The sequence below is a fragment of the Arthrobacter sp. NyZ413 genome (genome assembly GCF_049390645.1).
Classification (GTDB): domain Bacteria; phylum Actinomycetota; class Actinomycetes; order Actinomycetales; family Micrococcaceae; genus Arthrobacter.
The window spans coordinates 331,965-349,939 of the sequence record NZ_CP155434.1; the positions used below are offsets into that span (position 1 = coordinate 331,965).

General features: G+C 63.1%; 19 protein-coding genes. 14 read left to right on the top strand and 5 right to left on the bottom strand.

Annotated features, from left to right (window positions below; all coding sequences use genetic code 11):
• Nucleotides 1-20: 20 nt before the first annotated feature.
• The gene (locus ABCW42_RS01610; RefSeq protein ID WP_423183227.1) at nucleotides 21-662 is read right to left on the bottom strand and encodes an NADPH-dependent F420 reductase; all 642 of its coding nucleotides are present in this window, start codon (nucleotides 660-662) and stop codon (nucleotides 21-23) included.
• A gap of 58 nt (nucleotides 663-720) precedes the next feature.
• Between ABCW42_RS01610 and pyrE the strand changes: the two genes are divergently transcribed.
• Nucleotides 721-1,293, top strand: a complete 573-nt coding sequence (pyrE, locus tag ABCW42_RS01615; RefSeq protein ID WP_133206655.1) for an orotate phosphoribosyltransferase — start codon at nucleotides 721-723, stop codon at nucleotides 1,291-1,293.
• A 112-nt stretch (nucleotides 1,294-1,405) separates the two neighbouring features.
• A complete protein-coding gene (locus tag ABCW42_RS01620; protein ID WP_133206667.1) occupies nucleotides 1,406-2,452 on the top strand; it encodes an alpha/beta fold hydrolase in 1,047 nt (348 codons plus the stop codon).
• On the opposite strand, the gene ABCW42_RS01625 is transcribed toward ABCW42_RS01620, so the two are convergent.
• Together ABCW42_RS01625 and ABCW42_RS01630 are read right to left on the bottom strand one after the other, a co-directional pair.
• Complete coding sequence (locus tag ABCW42_RS01625; protein WP_423183228.1) at nucleotides 2,449-3,126, bottom strand: tyrosine-protein phosphatase; 678 nt, start codon at nucleotides 3,124-3,126, stop codon at nucleotides 2,449-2,451. The genes ABCW42_RS01620 and ABCW42_RS01625 overlap by 4 nt on opposite strands.
• A 19-nt stretch (nucleotides 3,127-3,145) precedes the next feature.
• The gene (locus tag ABCW42_RS01630; protein WP_423183229.1) at nucleotides 3,146-3,976 is read right to left on the bottom strand and encodes an HAD-IIA family hydrolase; all 831 of its coding nucleotides are present in this window, start codon (nucleotides 3,974-3,976) and stop codon (nucleotides 3,146-3,148) included.
• Nucleotides 3,977-4,143: 167 nt separating this feature from the next.
• On the opposite strand from ABCW42_RS01630, the gene ABCW42_RS01635 reads away from it, so the two are divergent.
• From ABCW42_RS01635 to ABCW42_RS01645, 3 genes are all read left to right on the top strand, one after another.
• Complete coding sequence (locus ABCW42_RS01635) at nucleotides 4,144-4,812, top strand: TrmH family RNA methyltransferase (protein WP_423184774.1); 669 nt, start codon at nucleotides 4,144-4,146, stop codon at nucleotides 4,810-4,812.
• A gap of 214 nt (nucleotides 4,813-5,026) precedes the next feature.
• Nucleotides 5,027-6,046: a class II fructose-bisphosphate aldolase gene (fbaA, locus tag ABCW42_RS01640; protein ID WP_423183230.1), complete on the top strand. Its 1,020-nt coding sequence runs from the start codon at nucleotides 5,027-5,029 to the stop codon at nucleotides 6,044-6,046.
• The gene (locus ABCW42_RS01645; protein WP_423183231.1) at nucleotides 6,046-6,465 is read left to right on the top strand and encodes a DUF3151 domain-containing protein; all 420 of its coding nucleotides are present in this window, start codon (nucleotides 6,046-6,048) and stop codon (nucleotides 6,463-6,465) included. The genes fbaA and ABCW42_RS01645 overlap by 1 nt, the downstream gene beginning before the upstream one ends.
• Nucleotides 6,466-6,619: 154 nt before the next feature.
• Here ABCW42_RS01645 and ABCW42_RS01650 read toward each other — a convergent pair whose 3' ends face one another.
• Together ABCW42_RS01650 and ABCW42_RS01655 are read right to left on the bottom strand one after the other, a co-directional pair.
• Nucleotides 6,620-7,249 (bottom strand): uracil-DNA glycosylase, encoded by a 630-nt coding sequence (locus ABCW42_RS01650; protein WP_423183232.1) that lies wholly within the window; start codon nucleotides 7,247-7,249, stop codon nucleotides 6,620-6,622.
• Between the two features lie 270 nt (nucleotides 7,250-7,519).
• Nucleotides 7,520-9,196, bottom strand: coding sequence for a phospholipase C (locus tag ABCW42_RS01655; protein ID WP_423183233.1), 1,677 nt, complete (start codon nucleotides 9,194-9,196; stop codon nucleotides 7,520-7,522).
• A 420-nt stretch (nucleotides 9,197-9,616) separates the two neighbouring features.
• Here ABCW42_RS01655 and ABCW42_RS01660 point away from each other — a divergent pair, with 420 nt between their 5' ends.
• From ABCW42_RS01660 to ABCW42_RS01700, 9 genes are all read left to right on the top strand, one after another.
• A complete protein-coding gene (locus ABCW42_RS01660; RefSeq protein ID WP_423183234.1) occupies nucleotides 9,617-10,906 on the top strand; it encodes an adenylosuccinate synthase in 1,290 nt (429 codons plus the stop codon).
• A 398-nt stretch (nucleotides 10,907-11,304) separates the two neighbouring features.
• Complete coding sequence (locus ABCW42_RS01665) at nucleotides 11,305-11,859, top strand: RNA polymerase sigma factor (RefSeq protein WP_423184775.1); 555 nt, start codon at nucleotides 11,305-11,307, stop codon at nucleotides 11,857-11,859.
• Nucleotides 11,856-12,683 carry a hypothetical protein gene (locus ABCW42_RS01670; protein ID WP_423183235.1) on the top strand — a complete coding sequence of 276 codons (828 nt, stop codon included), beginning with the start codon at nucleotides 11,856-11,858 and terminating at the stop codon, nucleotides 12,681-12,683. Before ABCW42_RS01665 ends, ABCW42_RS01670 begins: the two co-directional genes overlap by 4 nt.
• Before the next feature lie 106 nt (nucleotides 12,684-12,789).
• A complete protein-coding gene (locus tag ABCW42_RS01675; protein ID WP_133205687.1) occupies nucleotides 12,790-13,215 on the top strand; it encodes a CoA-binding protein in 426 nt (141 codons plus the stop codon).
• Nucleotides 13,216-13,254: 39 nt separating this feature from the next.
• Entirely contained in the window at nucleotides 13,255-13,644 is a 390-nt protein-coding gene (locus ABCW42_RS01680) for an MmcQ/YjbR family DNA-binding protein (protein ID WP_423183236.1), read from the top strand.
• Nucleotides 13,645-13,727: 83 nt separating this feature from the next.
• Nucleotides 13,728-14,357, top strand: a complete 630-nt coding sequence (locus ABCW42_RS01685) for a hypothetical protein (protein WP_423183237.1) — start codon at nucleotides 13,728-13,730, stop codon at nucleotides 14,355-14,357.
• Nucleotides 14,358-14,566: 209 nt separating this feature from the next.
• Nucleotides 14,567-15,976 (top strand): N-acetylglucosamine/diacetylchitobiose ABC transporter substrate-binding protein, encoded by a 1,410-nt coding sequence (ngcE, locus tag ABCW42_RS01690; protein ID WP_423183238.1) that lies wholly within the window; start codon nucleotides 14,567-14,569, stop codon nucleotides 15,974-15,976.
• Nucleotides 15,973-16,998, top strand: coding sequence for a carbohydrate ABC transporter permease (locus ABCW42_RS01695; protein WP_423183239.1), 1,026 nt, complete (start codon nucleotides 15,973-15,975; stop codon nucleotides 16,996-16,998). The genes ngcE and ABCW42_RS01695 overlap by 4 nt, the downstream gene beginning before the upstream one ends.
• Complete coding sequence (locus tag ABCW42_RS01700; protein WP_133205691.1) at nucleotides 16,998-17,891, top strand: carbohydrate ABC transporter permease; 894 nt, start codon at nucleotides 16,998-17,000, stop codon at nucleotides 17,889-17,891. The genes ABCW42_RS01695 and ABCW42_RS01700 overlap by 1 nt, the downstream gene beginning before the upstream one ends.
• The last annotated feature ends 84 nt before the right edge of the window (nucleotides 17,892-17,975 follow it).

Consider the following 17,975-nt stretch of genomic DNA (forward strand, 5'->3'; position numbering starts at 1 on the left):
TGCATCTTCGGTTTGGTCAGTCAGATGGTGCGCGGTGCGCGCCCGAGGTTTTCCTTGAGTTCAGCGGCGTTCTGCCGGACGCCGTAGGCGGGACGGTCACGCTCCACGCGCCAGCTCTCGTCGAGGGGGCCGATGTTGACGGCGTCGAAGCCGAACTCGTCATAAAGCCGGGTGACCAACTCCACAGCTTCGGGAAAGTCGCTCGACGTGGCCAAGGCGCGGCGGTCCGCCGTACCCGCGGGGGTCCCGCTCGTCGTGATGTCGGCGAAGTTGATGTGGTTGAAGCCCTTGGCCACCTTGGCGCCTTCGAGGTGCTTTTGCACGAGGCCGGACGTGGTGGCTTCGCCATTGTCCAACTCCGGGAAGTGCCCGTCCCGCTCCCAGTAGTAGTTGTTGGTGTCGATCACTACCTTCCCCGCCAGCGCTTCCACCGGAAGGTTCCGGTACGCCCGGAAGGGCACGGTGACGACGGCGAAATCGCCAGCGGCGGCTGCCTCGGCCGCGGTTGCTGCACGGGCATGGGGACCAAGCTCGTTCACGAGGTCCGAAAGGGTCTCCGGCCCGCGGGAGTTTCCGATCACCACGTCATAGCCGAGTTCAACCGCCTTGCGGGCGATCTGGCTGCCAATGTGTCCTGCACCAATGATTCCGATAGTTGTCATGTCTGCGAGAACACCGTCCGCGGCATGGATATTTCGCCGGTTACGTAGAATGGAGACCATGACTTCCGCTGTTGACGCCGCCCCTGCCCGTGCCCGCCTCCTTGAACTGATCAAAGAACTGGCCGTGGTCCGCGGCAAGGTGATTCTGTCCAGCGGTGCCGAAGCGGACTACTACATCGACTTGCGGCGCATCACCCTGCACCACGAAGCTTCCAAGCTGGTGGGCCAGGTCATGTTGTCCATGATCGACGACGCCGGAATCGCCGTCGAGTGCGCGGGCGGGCTGACCATGGGTGCTGACCCGGTCGGGACCGCCGTGATGCACGCAGCCTCCGACGCCGGCCGGGCAGTCGACGCGTTCGTGGTGCGCAAAGCCCAGAAGTCGTATGGCATGGGCCGCCAGGTCGAAGGTCCCTCGGTGGAAGGCCGCAACGTCGTGGTCCTCGAGGACACGTCCACCACCGGCGGCTCGGCACTGACCGCCGTCGAAGGTGTCCGCAAGGCGGGCGGAAACGTGGTTGCCGTGGCGGTCATCGTGGACCGGAACACCGGTGCCAAGGAAAAGATCGAAGCCGAAACCGGAGTGCCCTACCTCTTCGCCTTCGGCAAGGACGAACTCGGCCTCAACTAACTCCCGAGTTTGTGTACACCTAACACCCTTTAAAGCGGGTTTTAAAGGGTGCGAGGTGTACACAAACTCTCAGGTGCCTGTAACTCGAAACGCCTAAGCTGGCTTGGTGAACATTCAGGAAGGAAAATTCACGCACAAGCGTCAGCGCTCTCAGGACCCGGGCTCGCCCGCCCAGATCCTCAGGCACGCCGCCGACCTCAAGAGCTTTTCCCGGCGCTCCTTCCTGATCGGGGCCGGCTTTTCCTCGGCACTAGCGGCGGACATGCTCTTCACCCGGCAAGTCCAGGAAGAGCGCCGCATCACCAAGATCCTCACGGTAGGCGACGATTACGCCGATTCCACCTATCCGAACGCGAGCTGGATCCTCTTCCCGGGATTTAAAACCGGCTGGGAAGAAGCGGTGTGGATCCTTAATTCCATCCGCGGTTCCCTGCGGCAACGCGGCCAGCTTGCCGCCGTCGGATACTCCAACCTGGGCCTGGAAGTCTCGGACGTGGTGGACGCCGTGCTCGCCCACATCAACGAGCGCAAACTGAACGAACTCTACTTCTACGGCCACAGTTTCGGCGGAATGTTAGCCACCGAAGTAGCCTCCCGCCTGCGCGAGCGAAACGGCATAGGGGTCAAGATGATCCTCCTGGATTCCTCGCCGTTCAGTAAGTACGACATCCTGGACCAAAGCTGGTTCGACGGCGTGGTGTTCCTGTACGAGAGCGGGTTCCAGGTCCCCACCGTCCTCCGTGGCGGATACGAACTTGGCGAGCGTGTGGTGAACAAGCACGAACGCACCTGGGGACAGGTCTGGGACCAGACCCTTGAACAGATATCGCCGATCGCGCCTTCGAGCGTCCTGATCCAGAGCGAATCTGACTACATTTACCACTTTGACGGCACCCGGTTCACGGACATGCTTGGCGACACGAAGATTGCGTTCATCGGCAATCCGCGAGACGACACCGTGAACTACGAGACGGCGAGGGCGGGTTGGGCCCGGACGTTCCCCCTCAATATCGCATCCACGGGATACCGCACGGACGGTGCCAGGCCAACCCACGCGAGCCCGCAATGGAACCCGTTCGTCTACAACCCGATCATCGAGGAGCTGGAGAACGAACTCTTCCCTCTGCCGCGCGCGGGCTCAAGGGTGGTTTTCTACTAAACGCCCCGCAACGAATCCAGCTCGGCCGCGCTCAGGCCGGCATCGCGCAAGAAGCCCGTTGCACTCCCGAACTCCCGCGTGAATCCCTCAAGGAAGTACTCCATGGCGGCCCCGGGAGATTGCAGCAGCATGAGCGAAGGGCTGAAGGCATCTTCGGGAACCTCCGGAATGGCGAGCCGCCACGCCGCTGCCATGGTCTGCAACATCGCGGGAAGCGCTTCAGTGCTGGCCGCGTAGTCCGCCACGATGTCCCGGTGGGCCGTATCGCTCGCGAGAAGCGCGACGGCGGAGACGACGCCGGTCCGGTCCTTGCCGAGCGAACAGTGGATGAGCGTCCGCTTGCCTTGGGTTACGGGCCTGAGCGAATCGGCCACCCAGTCCGGCCGTGCCCGGACCCAGCCCAAATACAGCTCCGCGAGGTCTTCGGCCGTGTGGATGGCATCCAGTCCGGCTGAAGCAAGGCGCGGATCGAGCGGGTTCTCGACCAGGTCCACCTCGTGGTTTTCCAAGTGCCACGGCGAAATGGCACGTTCGTACCCGCTCCGCAGGTCCACCACGGCCTGGATGCCGTGGTGATCAAGGAACACGGAAGTCGCGGTTGCGTCCATGCCGAACGGCTGGCTGCCCCTGAGGATCCGGCCGCCGATGAGCGGACGCAGGTTCAGCACAGCCATGGGCACGGCTCCGTTCTGCCTAGATTTGGTTCTTGAGGTCCGCCACGGAGTTCAGGACCTGGTTGGGCCTGAACGGGAAGGACGCGATTTCCTCGCGCTGCGTGATGCCGGTGAGCACCAGGACGGTGTGGAGTCCGGCTTCCATGCCCGCGACGACGTCGGTGTCCATGCGGTCACCGATCATGGCCGTGGTCTCGGAGTGGGCGTCGATCCGGTTCATCGCGGAGCGGAACATCATGGGGTTCGGCTTGCCCACGACGTACGGTTCACGATCGGTCGCCTTGGTGATCAGCGCCGCGATGGCGCCGGTTGCGGGCAGGGGGCCGTCCTTGGACGGACCCGTGGCATCCGGGTTGGTGGCGATGAAGCGGGCACCGGCAAGGATCAGGCGAATGGCCGTGGTGATCGCTTCGAAAGAGTACGTGCGGGTCTCGCCAAGCACCACGAAGTCCGGGTTTTGGTCGGTGAGGATGAAGCCGGCCTCATGAAGCGCCGTCGTGAGTCCTGCTTCGCCGATGGTGTAGGCCCGGTTGCCGGAACCGGAACCCTCCACCTGGTCCTTGAGGAACTGCGCCGTGGCGAGGGCCGAGGTCCAGATGTTTTCCTCGGGGACCTCCAAGCCGGACGAACGAAGCCGGGCCGCGAGGTCGCGGGGAGTGAAGATGGAGTTGTTGGTGAGTACGAGGAACCGCTTGGAGGTGTCCACCCAGCGCTGGAGCAATTCGGCCGCTCCGGGAACCGCTTGGTTCTCGTGGACCAGGACGCCGTCCATGTCCGTGAGCCAGCATTCGATTTCGCGCCCGTTGCGGTAAACGGGTTCGCTGTTCGGGACCTCGGTTGCCTTCGCCATGCTTTCCTCCACGGTTGTCTGCTACTGCTCCCAAGTCTTTCATCTTTCGGACCCCGAGACACTTGAGTGGCGTGCGTTACGGCGAGGAGGTTCCGGCGTCGTGGGCGGCGGGTCCCGGCTACTGTTGAGGGGTGACTGACCGGCCCGAGAATCCCGCCCCCACCGACGTGCCCACCATTCCTCCCACTGACGGCCAGCCCACCAACGGTGAGCCGGAAGCGAAAGCGGAGGTCGGCGTCGGGCCCTGGGAAGGCGAGTTGCCGGAAGGCGCGCATTGGGACCCGGACCTGCTCCGCGACGGCGACCGGCGCAACGTGGTGGACAAGTACCGCTACTGGAAGCATGAGGCGATCGTCGCGGACCTCGACGCGCACCGGCATGATTTCCACATCGCGATTGAGAACTGGCAGCACGACCTCAATATCGGCACCGTGGTGCGCACCGCCAACGCATTCCTCGCCAAGGAAGTGCACATCATCGGACGACGGCGGTGGAACCGTCGCGGCGCCATGGTCACCGACCGCTACCAGCACGTCCGCCACCATCCCACCGTGGAAGACTTCGTCGCGTGGGCGAAAGGGGAGGGGCTCGCCATTATCGGGATCGACATCTTCCCGGATTCCGTGCCGTTGGAAACCTACGACCTTCCGCGCAACTGCGTGCTCGTGTTCGGGCAGGAAGGCCCGGGGCTGACTGCCGAGGTGCACGACGCCGCCCTCGCCACGTTGTCGATCGAGCAGTACGGCTCCACACGTTCCATGAATGCGGCGTCGGCCGCGGCCATCGCGATGCACGCGTGGATCCGGCGCCACAACTTCGGCCAAGCGGTTTCCTAGCGTGGTGCGGGGGCCGTCCTAGCCTTTCGACCGGGCAATCCCAGCCTTTCGAGCGGCCCCAAAACCCTTGATTTCGCGAGGGAGCGCAAGTGTTACTAGCCTTTGTGAGCGAAAGCACGGTGCCGGATTCCCCAGTGGCTAGGATGGTGCTTAGCCGTATTGGTCTACTCCTGGGTCGGAAAGCCCCCAGACGAAAATCAGCATAGGAGTCAGCATGCCCATCGCAACCCCAGAGATTTACGCCGAGATGATCGACCGCGCGAAGGCCGGCGGATACGCGTTCCCGGCAGTCAACGTCACCTCGTCGCAGACCCTGAACGCCGCGATCCGCGGTTTTGCGGAGGCAGAGTCGGACGGCATCATCCAGGTTTCCACCGGTGGCGCGGCCTACTGGTCCGGCGCTTCCGTGAAGGACATGGTTGCCGGTTCCCTCGGCTTCGCCGCATTCGCCCGCGAAGTCGCCAAGAACTACAACGTGAACATCGCCCTGCACACGGACCACTGCCCGCAGGACAAGCTGGACAGCTTCGTCCTCCCGCTGCTGGCCGCGTCCGAGGAAGCCGTCAAGGCCGGCAAGGACCCCATCTTCAACTCGCACATGTGGGACGGCTCGCACGAGACCCTGACCGACAACCTGCGCATCGGACGCGAACTCCTTGAGCGCGCAGCTGCTGCGAAGATCATCCTCGAGGTTGAGATCGGCACGGTCGGCGGCGAGGAAGACGGCGTCGAGAACGAGATCAACGAGAAGCTCTACACCACCACCGAAGACGCCCTCGCCACCATTGAAGCCCTCGGTGCCGGCGAGAACGGCCGCTACCTGACCGCCCTGACCTTCGGCAACGTCCACGGAGTCTACAAGCCGGGCAACGTCAAGCTGCGTCCGGAACTGCTCAAGCAGATCCAGGCCGAAGTCGGCGCCAAGATCGGCAAGGACTCACCGTTCGACCTCGTCTTCCACGGCGGCTCCGGCTCCACCGAGCAGGAAATCGCCGATGCCGTTTCCTACGGTGTCATCAAGATGAACATCGACACCGACACCCAGTACGCCTTCACCCGCCCGGTTGCCGGCCACATGTTCTCCAACTACGACGGCGTGCTGAAGGTCGACGGCGAAATGGGCAACAAGAAGACCTACGACCCCCGCGTCTGGGGCGCCTCCGCCGAAGCCGGCATGGCTGCCCGCATCGTCGAGGCCGCAAAGCAGCTCGGCTCAGTCGGCAAGACGTTCTAATGTCCGACGAGTTCCGCAAAAGCCTGATCGGCCCGGAGCCCACGCTCCTGCCCGCCGAGACCGAGGTCTACCAGCACCTCGCCTTGGGGCAGGAAGCCATGGACCTCGTGGCCAAGCACCCCACGTCCTCGCTGCTCTGGGCGATCCTTGCCGAGGAAGCCTGGGCCGAGGGGCGGACCATCGATTCGTACGCGTATTCCCGCGTGGGTTACCACCGCGGCCTGGACGCCCTGCGACGCAACGGTTGGCGCGGCGTCGGGCCCATCCCGTGGGAACACGAACCCAACCGGGGCTTCCTGCGGGCGCTTTACGCGCTCGGCCGGGCGTCGGCGGCGATCGGCGAGTCCGACGAGCCGGAGCGGATCGAGAAGTTCCTGAACGACTCCGACCCCGCGGCGAAGGCAGCGATCGAGGGCTGAGTCTGCCGGGCAAGGAAAAGCAACGCACGACGGCGGTTGCCCACCAAAGTGGGCGGCCGCCGTCGTGCGTTAATCCCCGGGAGTTTGTGTACAGCTGATACCCCTTAAAACGGCTTTTAATGGGTGCTAGCTGTACACAAACTCGAGTGCGGGGTCAGGCTTTGGCGACGCCCGTGCGCGCCATGGCCTCAGCGTAAGCCGCGTGGATCGCGTCCAGGTATTCCTGCTGGCGCGCGGGCGAGCCGGCGAAGGAGCGTCCGCCGAGGGACCGCACCTTGAAGGTCTTGAAGCCGCGGCGGTGGATGCTCTGCGGAGCGGCCTTCATCAATTGGTCCGCGAGCCGGTGCGCCTCGTTGCCATGGGCCACCAGCGCGGAAGTCCGCGGTGCAATCGCGAGCAGGCGCAGGAGCGGCTTGAGGCCTTCGGTGATGTTGGCCGGGGTCAGCTTGCCCGGTTCGCCATTCGGCTCAATCCACGGGTAGACGTTCCACGGGATGACGAGTTCCGGGCGGAGGCCGAGCTGCCACTGCATGCCGAGCATGCGGGTGCTGGCTTCCGCGTCGCCGGGGGCGATGAAGCCGGAGCCCGAAGTGGTGCGGCTGTTGGAAAACAGGCTGATGATGCGGCATTCATCGACGTTGTGGGCGGGATCCACGTACAGGACTTCGCTGCCCGGCTTCATTTCCTTGAGGGAGTCGCAAAGTGCGGTGACCTCGGCGATGTGGGGTTCGAACCGTCGGTTCCAGAGTTTCTGTTCGGGTGATTCCGTCGCCAGGTCTTGCATCTGCGCTTGGGTCTCCTACGTATCGCGGGCGCACGTCACCTGCCGGGAGCGAACGCGCGCGACCGATCGGATGGGGTGCTGTTGGGGGCTGGTTAACAGTACCGGAACGGGCGATGGCGTGCTGGTGGATCTGGTCAAATCTGGCGGGGCTCCCGACGGCGGAAGCGGGCTTCCGGTGTGACCTGAGGGATCCGGGCGGCCACCAGGCGGTTAAACGCGAGAGGCACCGCCCCGTGAGTGTGGGGCGGTGCCTCTGTATTTGCCGTTTTGTTACTGCTCGTCGTCTCCCTTGCCGCGGGAAACCACGGTGCCGTTCGACTCATTCAGGATGAGCTTGATGTCCCGCTGGTTCCCGAAGTTGAACATCGCATTGAGGGGACCGGCCGTCGCGTCCGCCGACCCGGCCCCGATCTGGCCGGTGTGCCAGTTGTCCTCGATGAAGCGGAGGATCGACGATTGCGTGGTTTGCGTGTGGTCCACGTAGTTCTTCTTCGCGAAGGGCGAGATCACCACGAGCGGCTGGCGCGGGCCAGGGCCACAGCGGTCCGCGTAGCCCTCGGCCATGGGGACGCCCTGGTTGTACGCGCTGAGGCACCACGCGGCGTCGTCGCTCGTGTTCGAGGAGTTCTTCACGCCGGCCGCGACGTGGTCGTACCAACCATCGGAGTCGTCGTAAGCGAGGATGACGGCGGTGCTTTCCCAGTTCTTCGAGTTCTGGATGGCGTTGACCTGCTGCGTGATGAACTTCTGCTCATCCAACGGGTCGGAGTAGCCTGCGTGGCCGTCCTGGTAGCTTCCGGCCTTCAGGAAGGAGACGGCCGGCATGTTGTCCGAGTTGACCACCTTCGCGAAGTCAGCGGTGTCGTACTGGTGGTTCGCCTGGCCGTCATGCCCGATCTCGTCCACGCTGGCGGGGGCGAGGTGGTGCGGGTTGGCCGTCGACTTGTAGTACTGGAACGGCTCGTGGTGCGGGCTGTAGTCCGTTACTGTGGCGCCCGCGATGTTGGTGTGCGTGTTCATGCAAGCCGCCGGAGTAGTGGTCGTGGCCGCCGTCGTGGGGGCAAAGCCGCCCTGGAACCAGCCCCAGCTGACTCCCTTGTCGTTGAGCAGGTCGCCGATGTTCTTGCCCTGCATGGCGGCCAGGTTGTTCTTGCTCGCGTGGCTCTTGTTGGAGCAATCGTCGTAGACCGGATCCGGGTCCTCGGTCATCGTGCCCACGCCGTTGGCGTCGGGGACCTTGACGGTGTAGTCGCTGGCCGCGGGCTTGACCGGCTGTCCGGCGGCGGTGAACTCCGTGACGCCGTGGGTCTGGCCGGACACGAGGTTGAGCGCGCCGGGGCTGGACGGGCCGAAGGTGGTGCTGAAGTGGGAGTCGCTCATGGCGAAGTTCTGGGCGTAGTTCCAGATTCCGGTGACAGTGTTGCCGTCGTAGTAGTCCATGGTGAGCCCGGGGCGGCCGAACTGGCCGCCGGTGCAGGCGTCCATGCTGGTGTTTTGCACGAACTTGTCCATCAGGCCGCCGTTGTAGGCCTTTTGCTCAGCGGTGTATTCGTGATCCTGGTCGCACGTGATGGCCTGGGACGGGCTGAGGCGCCCGGGCTGGACGGAGTTGGGGTTGTTCGGCGCGAGAAGGTTGTCGTGTGCCAGGGTGGCGATGTTCTTCGGGGTGTTCTTGGCCGCCGTGAACGCCGGGGCAGCAATACCGGTGCCTTGCTGCGTCTCGCCAGCGGTGTTGGCGGCCTGCGGGTAAGTAGCGAAGTAGTGGTCGAAGGAGACATTCTCGCCGAAAATCACCACGACGTGCTTGATGGGCGTCGTGGTCCCGCCGTGGTCGTCGTTGGCCGAAGCCGGAGCCATGCCGAAGCCGATCATCCCTGCGGCGATCGTGGATATGGCAAGGCTTCCGACGCCGGCCGTCGAGAGCAGTCGTTTGGTGTGCTTTCTCATGAAATTCCCTTCAGAAACACGGACAATGCCGGGCCACTTCATGGCGGCTTTAGTGTTGGTTGGGGTAAAGATCCACAAAGAATGTAGTCCCGGGTTTTGGGCTCCAAAGCCGAATTAGGCGCTCGCGACGCACTGTTTGGAAAGAGTTCACGTTCCGATCACGGTCTGCGGATGGCGATGGTCGGCCTGGCCGGGTGCCTTGATTTGCGTGTTCAGCCGCGCGCTGGCGGTGTGACAACTGGACTTCGGGCCCTATCGGCTAAACTTGGCTGGTAAGAGCCCCGGAACTCTTGCTGATCCCGCCGGTGAACTTTTGCGAAAGTCTCCGGTCCGGGCCGATGGCTTCGGGGCGTTCTCATGTACGGCGTTGAGTCCTGGCGATCCCGTCAGGACCGGCCCGAAAGAATGGGGGAGGATCCCATGCCAGCTATCGTGATCGTCGGAGCCCAGTGGGGCGATGAAGGCAAAGGCAAAGCAACCGACCTGCTTGGTGGCCGCGTCGACTACGTGGTCAAGCCGAACGGCGGCAACAACGCCGGGCACACCGTCGTCGTTGGCGGTGAGAAGTACGAGCTCAAGCTCCTTCCCGCCGGAATCCTGAGCCCCAACGCAATTCCGATTATCGGCAACGGCTGCGTGGTGAACCTTGAAGCACTTTTCCAGGAGATCGACGGCCTGGAAGCCCGCGGCGCGGACACGTCCCGTTTGCGTGTCTCGGCAAACGCGCACCTTGTGGCGCCGTACCACCAGGTCCTGGACAAGGTCACCGAGCGTTTCCTCGGCAGCCGTGCGATCGGCACCACGGGACGCGGCATCGGTCCGGCCTACATGGACAAGGTGGCCCGTTTGGGCATCCGCGTCCAGGACGTCTTCGACGAATCGATCCTTCGCCAGAAGGTTGAAGGTTCCCTGCGCCAGAAGAACGAGCTCCTGGTGAAGGTCTACAACCGCCGCAATGTTGTGGTGGACGAGATCGTGGAGTACTTCCTGTCCTTCGCGGAGCGCCTGCGTCCGCTCGTCATCGACAGCACACTGGTCCTCAACAACGCACTGGACGAGGGCAAGGTTGTCCTCATGGAAGGCGGCCAGGCCACGTTCCTCGACGTCGACCACGGCACCTACCCGTTCGTCACGTCTTCCAACCCCACGGCAGGCGGCGCGTCGGTCGGTTCGGGCATCGGCCCCACCCGTATCTCAAGGTCCATCGGCATCATCAAGGCCTACACCACCCGTGTTGGCGCCGGTCCGTTCCCCACGGAACTCTTCGACGAGATGGGCGTGTACTTGCAGAAGACCGGCGGTGAGTTCGGCGTGAACACCGGCCGTCCGCGCCGCTGCGGTTGGTACGACGCCGTGCTGGCGCGCCATGCGTCGCGCGTCAACGGATTCACGGACTACTTCGTGACCAAGCTGGATGTGCTCACGGGTATTGAGCAGATCCCGGTGTGCGTCGCTTACGACGTCGACGGCGTCCGCCACGACGAAATGCCCATGACGCAGACCGAGTTCCACCACGCGGTACCGATCTTCGAGTACTTCGACGGCTGGACCGAGGACATCAGCGGCGCCAAGTCGATGGGAGACCTCCCGGAGAACGCCCGCAACTACGTGCTGGCCCTTGAGAAGCTCTCCGGCACCCGCTTCTCCGCGATCGGCGTCGGCCCGGACCGCGACCAGACCATCGTGGTGCACGACCTCATCGAGGACTAGGCCCAGTCCCCCTCCTCCTCCGGGAGTTTGTGTACACCTCGCACCCCTTAAGACGCTTTTTAAGGGGTGCGAGGTGTACACAAACTCGATTGGGTAGGAAGGGTCCAAAAGTTTTTTGAAAATCGCGTAACCCTTTCGCGTGCCCCGGCGATTACCCCTTTGAAAGCCGAGCTGAAATTTGTCCCCCATCATGTTTCAGCTCGGCTTCTCACGTCTGAAGGGTTTCGTGGATGTACAAAGTCCGGGACGAGCGATGCTCCGGAACGAATGGCCTGTCCTTGGGCTTCGTCGGAGCAACGGCTAGGCTAAAGGGCGTTGCCCGGTCGTACGGCCTTTCGGAGGCAACACGGATCTTGCATGATCCCGGATATGTGTTCCCCACCGAAAGCCACGTTCCCGTGACCGACGTCTTGACCGATTCAACCTTGCTTGCCTTGAAGGGCGACCAATCCGGGCTGTTCAGCGCTGTCTACCAGGCCCTGGCCGGACAAGTCCTCGGTTATTTGAGAACCAAGGGCGTCTCGGATCCGGAAGCCGTGACGCAAGACGTCTTCCTCGCCGTCCTGCCCCGCGTCGAAACCATCACCGGCGGCGTCAGCGGACTGCGGACGTTCGTATTTTCGGTTGCCCACGCCCGGATGGTGGACGATCACCGCCGGCAAAGCAGGACGCCGGAGCACCATGAGTTTGAAGCCGAGCGGGACACGCGCCAGTCGAATTCCGCCGAAGCCGAAGCGATGGGCCGCGTGGCACCCGGCGAAGTCCTGGCCCTGCTGGATCTCCTGGGGGAGGACCAGCGCGAAGTGCTGTCGCTCCGAATCGTTGCCGGCCTGACCGTGGAGCAGGTCGCCGACGTCATGGGGAAAAGCCAAGGCGCGGTCAAGCAGTTGCAGCGCCGGGCGTTGAATGCGCTTCGCGAGCACTCGGTAGTAAAGGAATACGTGGCCTCATGACGCGCTGGGAATTGAACGACGTCGACCGCGATGCGATCGTCCTCGAACTGATGCTCGACGCCGGTCTCACCGACGTGCCCGAGGTCGCCGGGTCCTTGAGGGGGCTTGGATCTTTTGCCGCCGTGGCGGCTCCCGTTCCTGCCGGTGCGCTCGCCGCCCTCATCGACGGGGCCGGCACCGGCTGCCGACCCGCTCTGCTGGAAGCACTTCCCGACGACGAACTCGCCAAGCGGCGCCGCTCGCGTAAGCGCCGCCCGGTGGTCATCGGTGCCGCTGTCCTGGCAGCCATGGGCCTCGGCGTCGGGGGAGTGGCGGCAGCGAGCGGCGGCTTCAGCAAGGGAGCTCCGGAGTTCATGCAATCCCTCATCTCCGGTTGGGATCCCGCCCCGACTTCCGCGCCGCCGTCGTCGGTTCCTTCCGCGCCGGTCAACGATGCCGCGAACGTCACCACCGTTCCGGCGACCCCGCTCCCGACCGTACCCGTCGTCGCTCCCGCGCCTTCAGCCCCGGCCGTTCCGGAAAAGGCGCCATCGCCGAAAACCGAAGACGTGGGGAACCAGTCACAGGGCGGCACGGACACCGCCGGCGACGCGCAGCAGGATACAAAGCAGCTGCCGGACCTGCCGAAAGTGGCAGGCACCGACCTGAATTCGGATTCCCAAGGAGCGCTCAAGGCGGTCACGGATACACTGCCTAAGGTGGTTGGGAAGGACCCCAAGGCCGTCATCCCACAGGTGCTCCAGGACAGCCAAGGGAGCCGGAACAGCGCGGCAGCGGGATCGCAGGGAAGCACGCTGCGGTGGATCCTCGGACTGGCGCGCTGAGGCCCGGCTTGCGCGGCCGCCCCCGCAAGCGCATCCCCGCAAGCGCGCCCGCGGCCCCCGAAATGGCCCCGAAAATCCCGTAAATCCACGGGAGTAGGCTGGGGGTATGACACATGTCAACGATCCCGCAGTCATTGACCGGCTGATGCGAACCAAGGGCCGTTGGGCCATTGTGGGCCTCAGCACGAACGAGTGGCGCTCCGCGTACGAGGTATCCCTCTACATCCGCGACAAGATGGGCATGGACATCATCCCCATCAATCCGCGCGGCGAAGACGTGCACGGCGAAACCGGCTACAAATTCCTCGCGGACGTGCCGTTCGAGAAGCAGCCCATCGACGTCGTCGATTGCTTCGTGAATTCCGCGCGCGTAGGCGCGGTAGTGGACGAAGCGATCGCCGTCGGCGCGAAAGCCGTGTGGCTGCAACTCGGCGTGATCGACGAAGAGGCGGCGGCCCGCGCCAAAGCTGCGGGCCTCGACGTCGTGATGAACGCTTGCCCGGCGCAGGTCGGCTGGCGGATCGGGATCTAGCAGCCTCCCGCGGTGAGGCTTTGGCGCTAGTCTCGCTACATGGACGCTTCGACGCTTCGCGATATTTGCCTGAGTTTCCCGGGAACCTACGAAGACTTCCCTTTCGGCCCCGAGACATCGGTGTTCAAGGTGCGGCCAAGCGGCGCATCGGGCGGGAAGATGTTCGCCGCGTCGGCCATGGATCCGGCCAACTGGTACGTAAGCCTCAAGTGCGATCCCGTTTTGGCTGTCCAGTTGCGTTCGGCGCATCCGGAGATTACCGGGGCGTGGCACATGAACAAGACGCATTGGAACGGCGTTCGCCTTGATGGGGGCTTGCCGGATGCGATGGTCCGGGACATGGTGGAGGACTCCTATGACCTGGTGGTGTCGTCATTGACGCGGAAACAGCAGGAACAATTGGGCTGGTCACGCCTCGCCCGGGAATGAAACGCTGAGCCTGTCTGCCGCTTCGGCTAGATTGTGAGTGCACAGACACCTTCCAACGCCTCGAAGCAATCAGGAGGAGCCAGATGCTGGAACAACAAACCCTTGATGAGCTGTGGGCCTTTGAAGATCCCGCGCTGTCCGAAGCTCGTTTCCGGCACGCTTTGATGGACCCGGCCTACGACTCCTTCGAACGGGCGGAGCTTGCCACCCAGCTTGGCCGGGCGATCGGCTTGCAGGGGCGTTTCGAGGAAGCGGACGCGCTCCTGGACAGTATCGACGCCGAAGAGGAGCCAACCGTTGCGGTGCGCATCCTCATTGAGCGGGGACGCCTGCTCAATTCCGCGGGCCACCCGGCCATGGCAGTACCGCTTTTCGAGCAGGCAGCCGAGTTGGGGGACCTGCTCGGCGAGGCTTTCCTCGCCGTCGACGCCCTCCACATGCTCGCGATTTCGGACTCCGGCCACCAGGAATCGTGGGCCCGCAGCGCGCTTGAGTACGCGTCCGCCGTCGACGATCCGCGCACCAAGCGGTGGATGGTTTCGCTGCACAACAACCTTGGGTGGGCGATGTACGACGACGGTCGCCGCACCGAGGCTTTGGTGGAGTTCCAGCTGGCTGAGCAGTGGGCGGAACGGGTGGGCACCGAACAACAGCGGCAGTGGGCGCGCGAAGCCGTCACGAAGTGCGCGGAAGCCTTGAATTTACGGGGCTAGGAGCCTGGAAACACCCCTCTGGTAGTGCCTCGTTGGCAGGTCACGTTTTGACAAAAGTTGATTGAAACTGGCCTGAAATATTGCATTTCAATCATTCGTAGTGAAGTATGTCACACGAAGGGTGCGTCGTAGCGACGGTGCCCGGACCGATTGATTGCCGGCAGAGGCGCCGTCAGCGTCGGCACTACGAGTCTCTGGAGGGTTTTAGGATGAACATTCAGCAGCATTCCTTCGCACGCCGTGGTTTCCTCCGCGGCGCGCTCGCCGCAGCGGTTCTTGTTCCCATCGCAGGATCGATGTCCTCATGCGCGGGCGGTGGCGGCGGAACCACCACCGGGCCCACGGGAACGGTCTCTGACACGAACCCCTTCGGCATGGCGGACAAGTCCACGGTGGATGCGGTGATCTTCAAGGGCGGCTACGGAATCGACTACGTCGAGTTCGCCGGCAAGGGCTTCGAAAGCGCCCATTCCGGCTCGACGGCCAAGATTTCCCCGTCCACGGATATCGCCCAGGAACTGCAGCCGCGGTTCGTCGGCGGCAACCCGCCGGACCTGATCGACAACTCGGGCGCCAAGGCGATTGGTTTCAGCACAATCCTGTCCCAGCTTGAAGACCTCACAAGCGTCGTCAACGCCAAGAACCTCGAAGGCAAGGTCATCAAGGACACCTTGTATGGCGGCGTGCTGGCCCCGGGAACTTTCGACGGCAAGCTGGCTGCCTTGAACTACGTCCTCACCGTGTATGCGATGTGGTATTCCGACTCACTTCTCAAGGCGAACGGATGGTCCGTGCCCAAGACGTGGGACGAGATGTACGCGCTCGGCGAGCAGGCCAAGGCAAAAGGCTTGTATCTTTTCGTGTGGGGCAAGGAAGCTGCCACGTATTATCAAGAGATGGCCATCGCCTCCGCGATCAAGGAAGGCGGGCAGGACGTCCGGCTAGGGCTCGAGAACCTCAAAGCGGATTCCTGGTCCCACCCGGCAATCCAGAGCGTCTTCACGGCTTTGGACAAGATCGTCAAGGCAGGTCATATCAAGCCGGGTGGCTCGGGTACGCAGTTCACGGCAGCGCAGGCCCAGTGGAGCAACGCACAAGAGGCGGTTTTCTACCCGTCCGGCTCGTGGATCGAAAACGAGATGAAAGACCAGACGAAGTCCGGCTTCCAGATGACCGGAGCTCCCGTCCCTTCCGTGACTACCAGTCCCAAGCTGCCTTACACCTCCCTGCACAGCGCGGCTGGCGAGCCATACGTGGTTCCTTCCCAAGGCAAGAACGTGCCCGGCGGCAAGGAACTGCTCCGCATCATGTTGTCCAAGGACGCCGCCACCAACTTCGCCAAGACCAAGCTGGCCCCCACCATCGTGAAGGACACTGTTCCGGCCGACGGATTCGGGTCCACCGCCCTGGTCTCGCAGACCAAGCTGCTCAGCGACGCGGCGGACAACATCTATACCTGGAACTTCATCGACCTCTACGGCACCAACAAGGACCAGCTGGTCGTGTGGAATACGTTCCTCGACGGAAAGTCCGACGTCGCAACGCTGACGTCGGACTTGCAGAAGATCACCGACAAGGTCCGCAACGACAGCTCGGTCAAGAAGATTGAAGTGAAGTGACTTTAGTGAAGCAAAAGACACTCCGGCTCGACGGCGGCCTTCCCGCCGTCGTCGTTCCGGACGCACCACCACTCGCCTCGAAGAGGCGGCGCAAGCCTCTGACGTTCGACAAAGTCAGTTTTTTCGCGGTATTCCTTGGTGTTCCGCTGGCCATCTACCTCTTGTTCGTGATCTGGCCCTTCTTGCAGGCTTTCGCCTATTCCTTGACTGACTGGAGTGGATTCTCACCCGACCAGAACTTCATCGGGCTGGAGAATTACCGGCGGATCTTGACGGACGATATCTTCATGAAGGCCATGGGGAACAACATCCTCCTGGTCATTTGCCTGCCGATCATCACCATCATCCTGAGCCTCGTGTTGGCGACGTTCGTCACCGTGGGTGGAAGCAGCAAGGGCCAGATCAAAGGCCTGCGGAACTCAAGCTTCTACCGCGTTGTGTCCTTCTTCCCGTACACCATCCCGGCGATCGCCATCGGCATCATGTGGGGCCAGATCTACGATCCCTCCGGCGGCCTCCTCAATGGCATCCTCACCTCCCTCGGGTTTGACCAGTTCAAGTCCTACCCTTGGCTCGGCGACAAGAGCACCGCCATGATCGCCACCATGTTCGTGATCGTCTGGGGCTTCGTTGGTTTCTACATGGTGCTTTTCGTGGCGGGCATCAAGGGCATCCCGGCCGAGCTGTTCGAAGCGGCCAGGATCGACGGCGCCGGGCGTTTCCGTACCGCCGTCTCCATCACCATTCCCTTGATCAGGGACAACATCCAGACCGCCTACATCTACATGGGAATCCTCGCCTTGGACGCATTCGTCTACATGTCCGCACTCAATTCCGGCGGCGGCCCGGACAACTCCACCCTGGTGATGTCCCAACAGCTCTTCTTCACCGCTTTCAGCAAAGGCCAGTTCGGCCTGGCCAGCGCAATGGGCGTTGTTCTCGCCATCACCACCCTGATCTTCTCCGGCCTCGTGTTCCTGGTTAACCGGCTCACGGGCGGCGGAAAGGATGTGTCCCTCTAATGACCACCAAACTCGCCTCGCCCGAGATGAAGTCCTTGCACTTCAATCCGCGCAAACCCGCCACGACCCCTGGAGACAAGGTTGTGGGCGCGGTATCGCACACGGCTTTGACCATTTGGTCGCTCATCGTGATCCTGCCCTTGCTGTGGACCTTCATGTCCTCTTTCAAGACGTCCAGCGAGATCTTCGCTTCGCCGTTCGCCTTGCCCTCGCAATGGCGCTTCGACAACTACGTCAAAGCGTGGACCGAAGCCGGCATTGGAAGCTACTTCCTGAATTCCGTCATCGTGGTGGGGTCCGCGCTCGTGATCGTGATGGTTCTTGGTGCCATGTGTGCCTACGTCCTGGCCCGCTTCAAGTTCTTCGGCAGCCGGGCTGTCTACTACCTCATGCTGGCCGGCTTGACCTTCCCGATCTTCCTGGCCATGGTGCCGCTGTTCTTCGTCATGAAGAAGATCGGCCTGCTGAACACACTGCCTGGGCTGACTTTGGTGTACGTCGGCTTCGCGCTTCCGTTCACCGTGTTCTTCCTCTTTTCCTTCTTCAAGTCCCTCCCGTACGAAATCGGCGAGGCTGCCTCCTTGGATGGGGCGGGCGAATGGCGGACCTTCTTCCAGGTCATGTTGCCCATGGCCAAGCCCGGGCTCGCTTCCGTGGCCATCTTCAACTTCCTGGGCTTGTGGAACCAGTTCCTGATCCCGGTGGCCATCAACGCGGCCGGGCCTCGTGTTTTGTCGCAAGGGCTCGCCGCCTTCGCGGGGCAAATGGGCTACGCCGTGGACTTCGGCGCCCTATTCGCGGCCGTTACTGTAACGGTTGTTCCGGTCCTCATCGTCTACGTGATCTTCCAGCGCCAACTTCAGGGCTCGGTGTCGCAAGGCACTTCTAGATAGCACAAGCAAGCTAATTAAAAGCCCGACGGCGGCAGAGCCCCCCTCCGGTGGGTGCCGCCGTCGGGCTCTTGCGTCCCAAAAACT

Excerpts from the sequence above, each read along its gene's own strand:
- ABCW42_RS01680 (WP_423183236.1), top strand. The coding sequence starts at position 13,255 with ATGGACGCTTCGACGCTTCGCGATATTTGCCTGAGTTTCCCGGGAACC.
- ABCW42_RS01650 (WP_423183232.1), bottom strand. The coding sequence starts at position 7,249 with ATGCAAGACCTGGCGACGGAATCACCCGAACAGAAACTCTGGAACCGA.
- ABCW42_RS01625 (WP_423183228.1), bottom strand. The coding sequence starts at position 3,126 with ATGGCTGTGCTGAACCTGCGTCCGCTCATCGGCGGCCGGATCCTCAGG.
- ABCW42_RS01670 (WP_423183235.1), top strand. The coding sequence starts at position 11,856 with ATGACGCGCTGGGAATTGAACGACGTCGACCGCGATGCGATCGTCCTC.
- ABCW42_RS01630 (WP_423183229.1), bottom strand. The coding sequence starts at position 3,976 with ATGGCGAAGGCAACCGAGGTCCCGAACAGCGAACCCGTTTACCGCAAC.
- ABCW42_RS01660 (WP_423183234.1), top strand. The coding sequence starts at position 9,617 with ATGCCAGCTATCGTGATCGTCGGAGCCCAGTGGGGCGATGAAGGCAAA.
- fbaA (WP_423183230.1), top strand. The coding sequence starts at position 5,027 with ATGCCCATCGCAACCCCAGAGATTTACGCCGAGATGATCGACCGCGCG.
- ngcE (WP_423183238.1), top strand. The coding sequence starts at position 14,567 with ATGAACATTCAGCAGCATTCCTTCGCACGCCGTGGTTTCCTCCGCGGC.
- ABCW42_RS01685 (WP_423183237.1), top strand. The coding sequence starts at position 13,728 with ATGCTGGAACAACAAACCCTTGATGAGCTGTGGGCCTTTGAAGATCCC.
- ABCW42_RS01645 (WP_423183231.1), top strand. The coding sequence starts at position 6,046 with ATGTCCGACGAGTTCCGCAAAAGCCTGATCGGCCCGGAGCCCACGCTC.
- pyrE (WP_133206655.1), top strand. The coding sequence starts at position 721 with ATGACTTCCGCTGTTGACGCCGCCCCTGCCCGTGCCCGCCTCCTTGAA.
- ABCW42_RS01610 (WP_423183227.1), bottom strand. The coding sequence starts at position 662 with ATGACAACTATCGGAATCATTGGTGCAGGACACATTGGCAGCCAGATC.
- ABCW42_RS01700 (WP_133205691.1), top strand. The coding sequence starts at position 16,998 with ATGACCACCAAACTCGCCTCGCCCGAGATGAAGTCCTTGCACTTCAAT.
- ABCW42_RS01675 (WP_133205687.1), top strand. The coding sequence starts at position 12,790 with ATGACACATGTCAACGATCCCGCAGTCATTGACCGGCTGATGCGAACC.
- ABCW42_RS01655 (WP_423183233.1), bottom strand. The coding sequence starts at position 9,196 with ATGAGAAAGCACACCAAACGACTGCTCTCGACGGCCGGCGTCGGAAGC.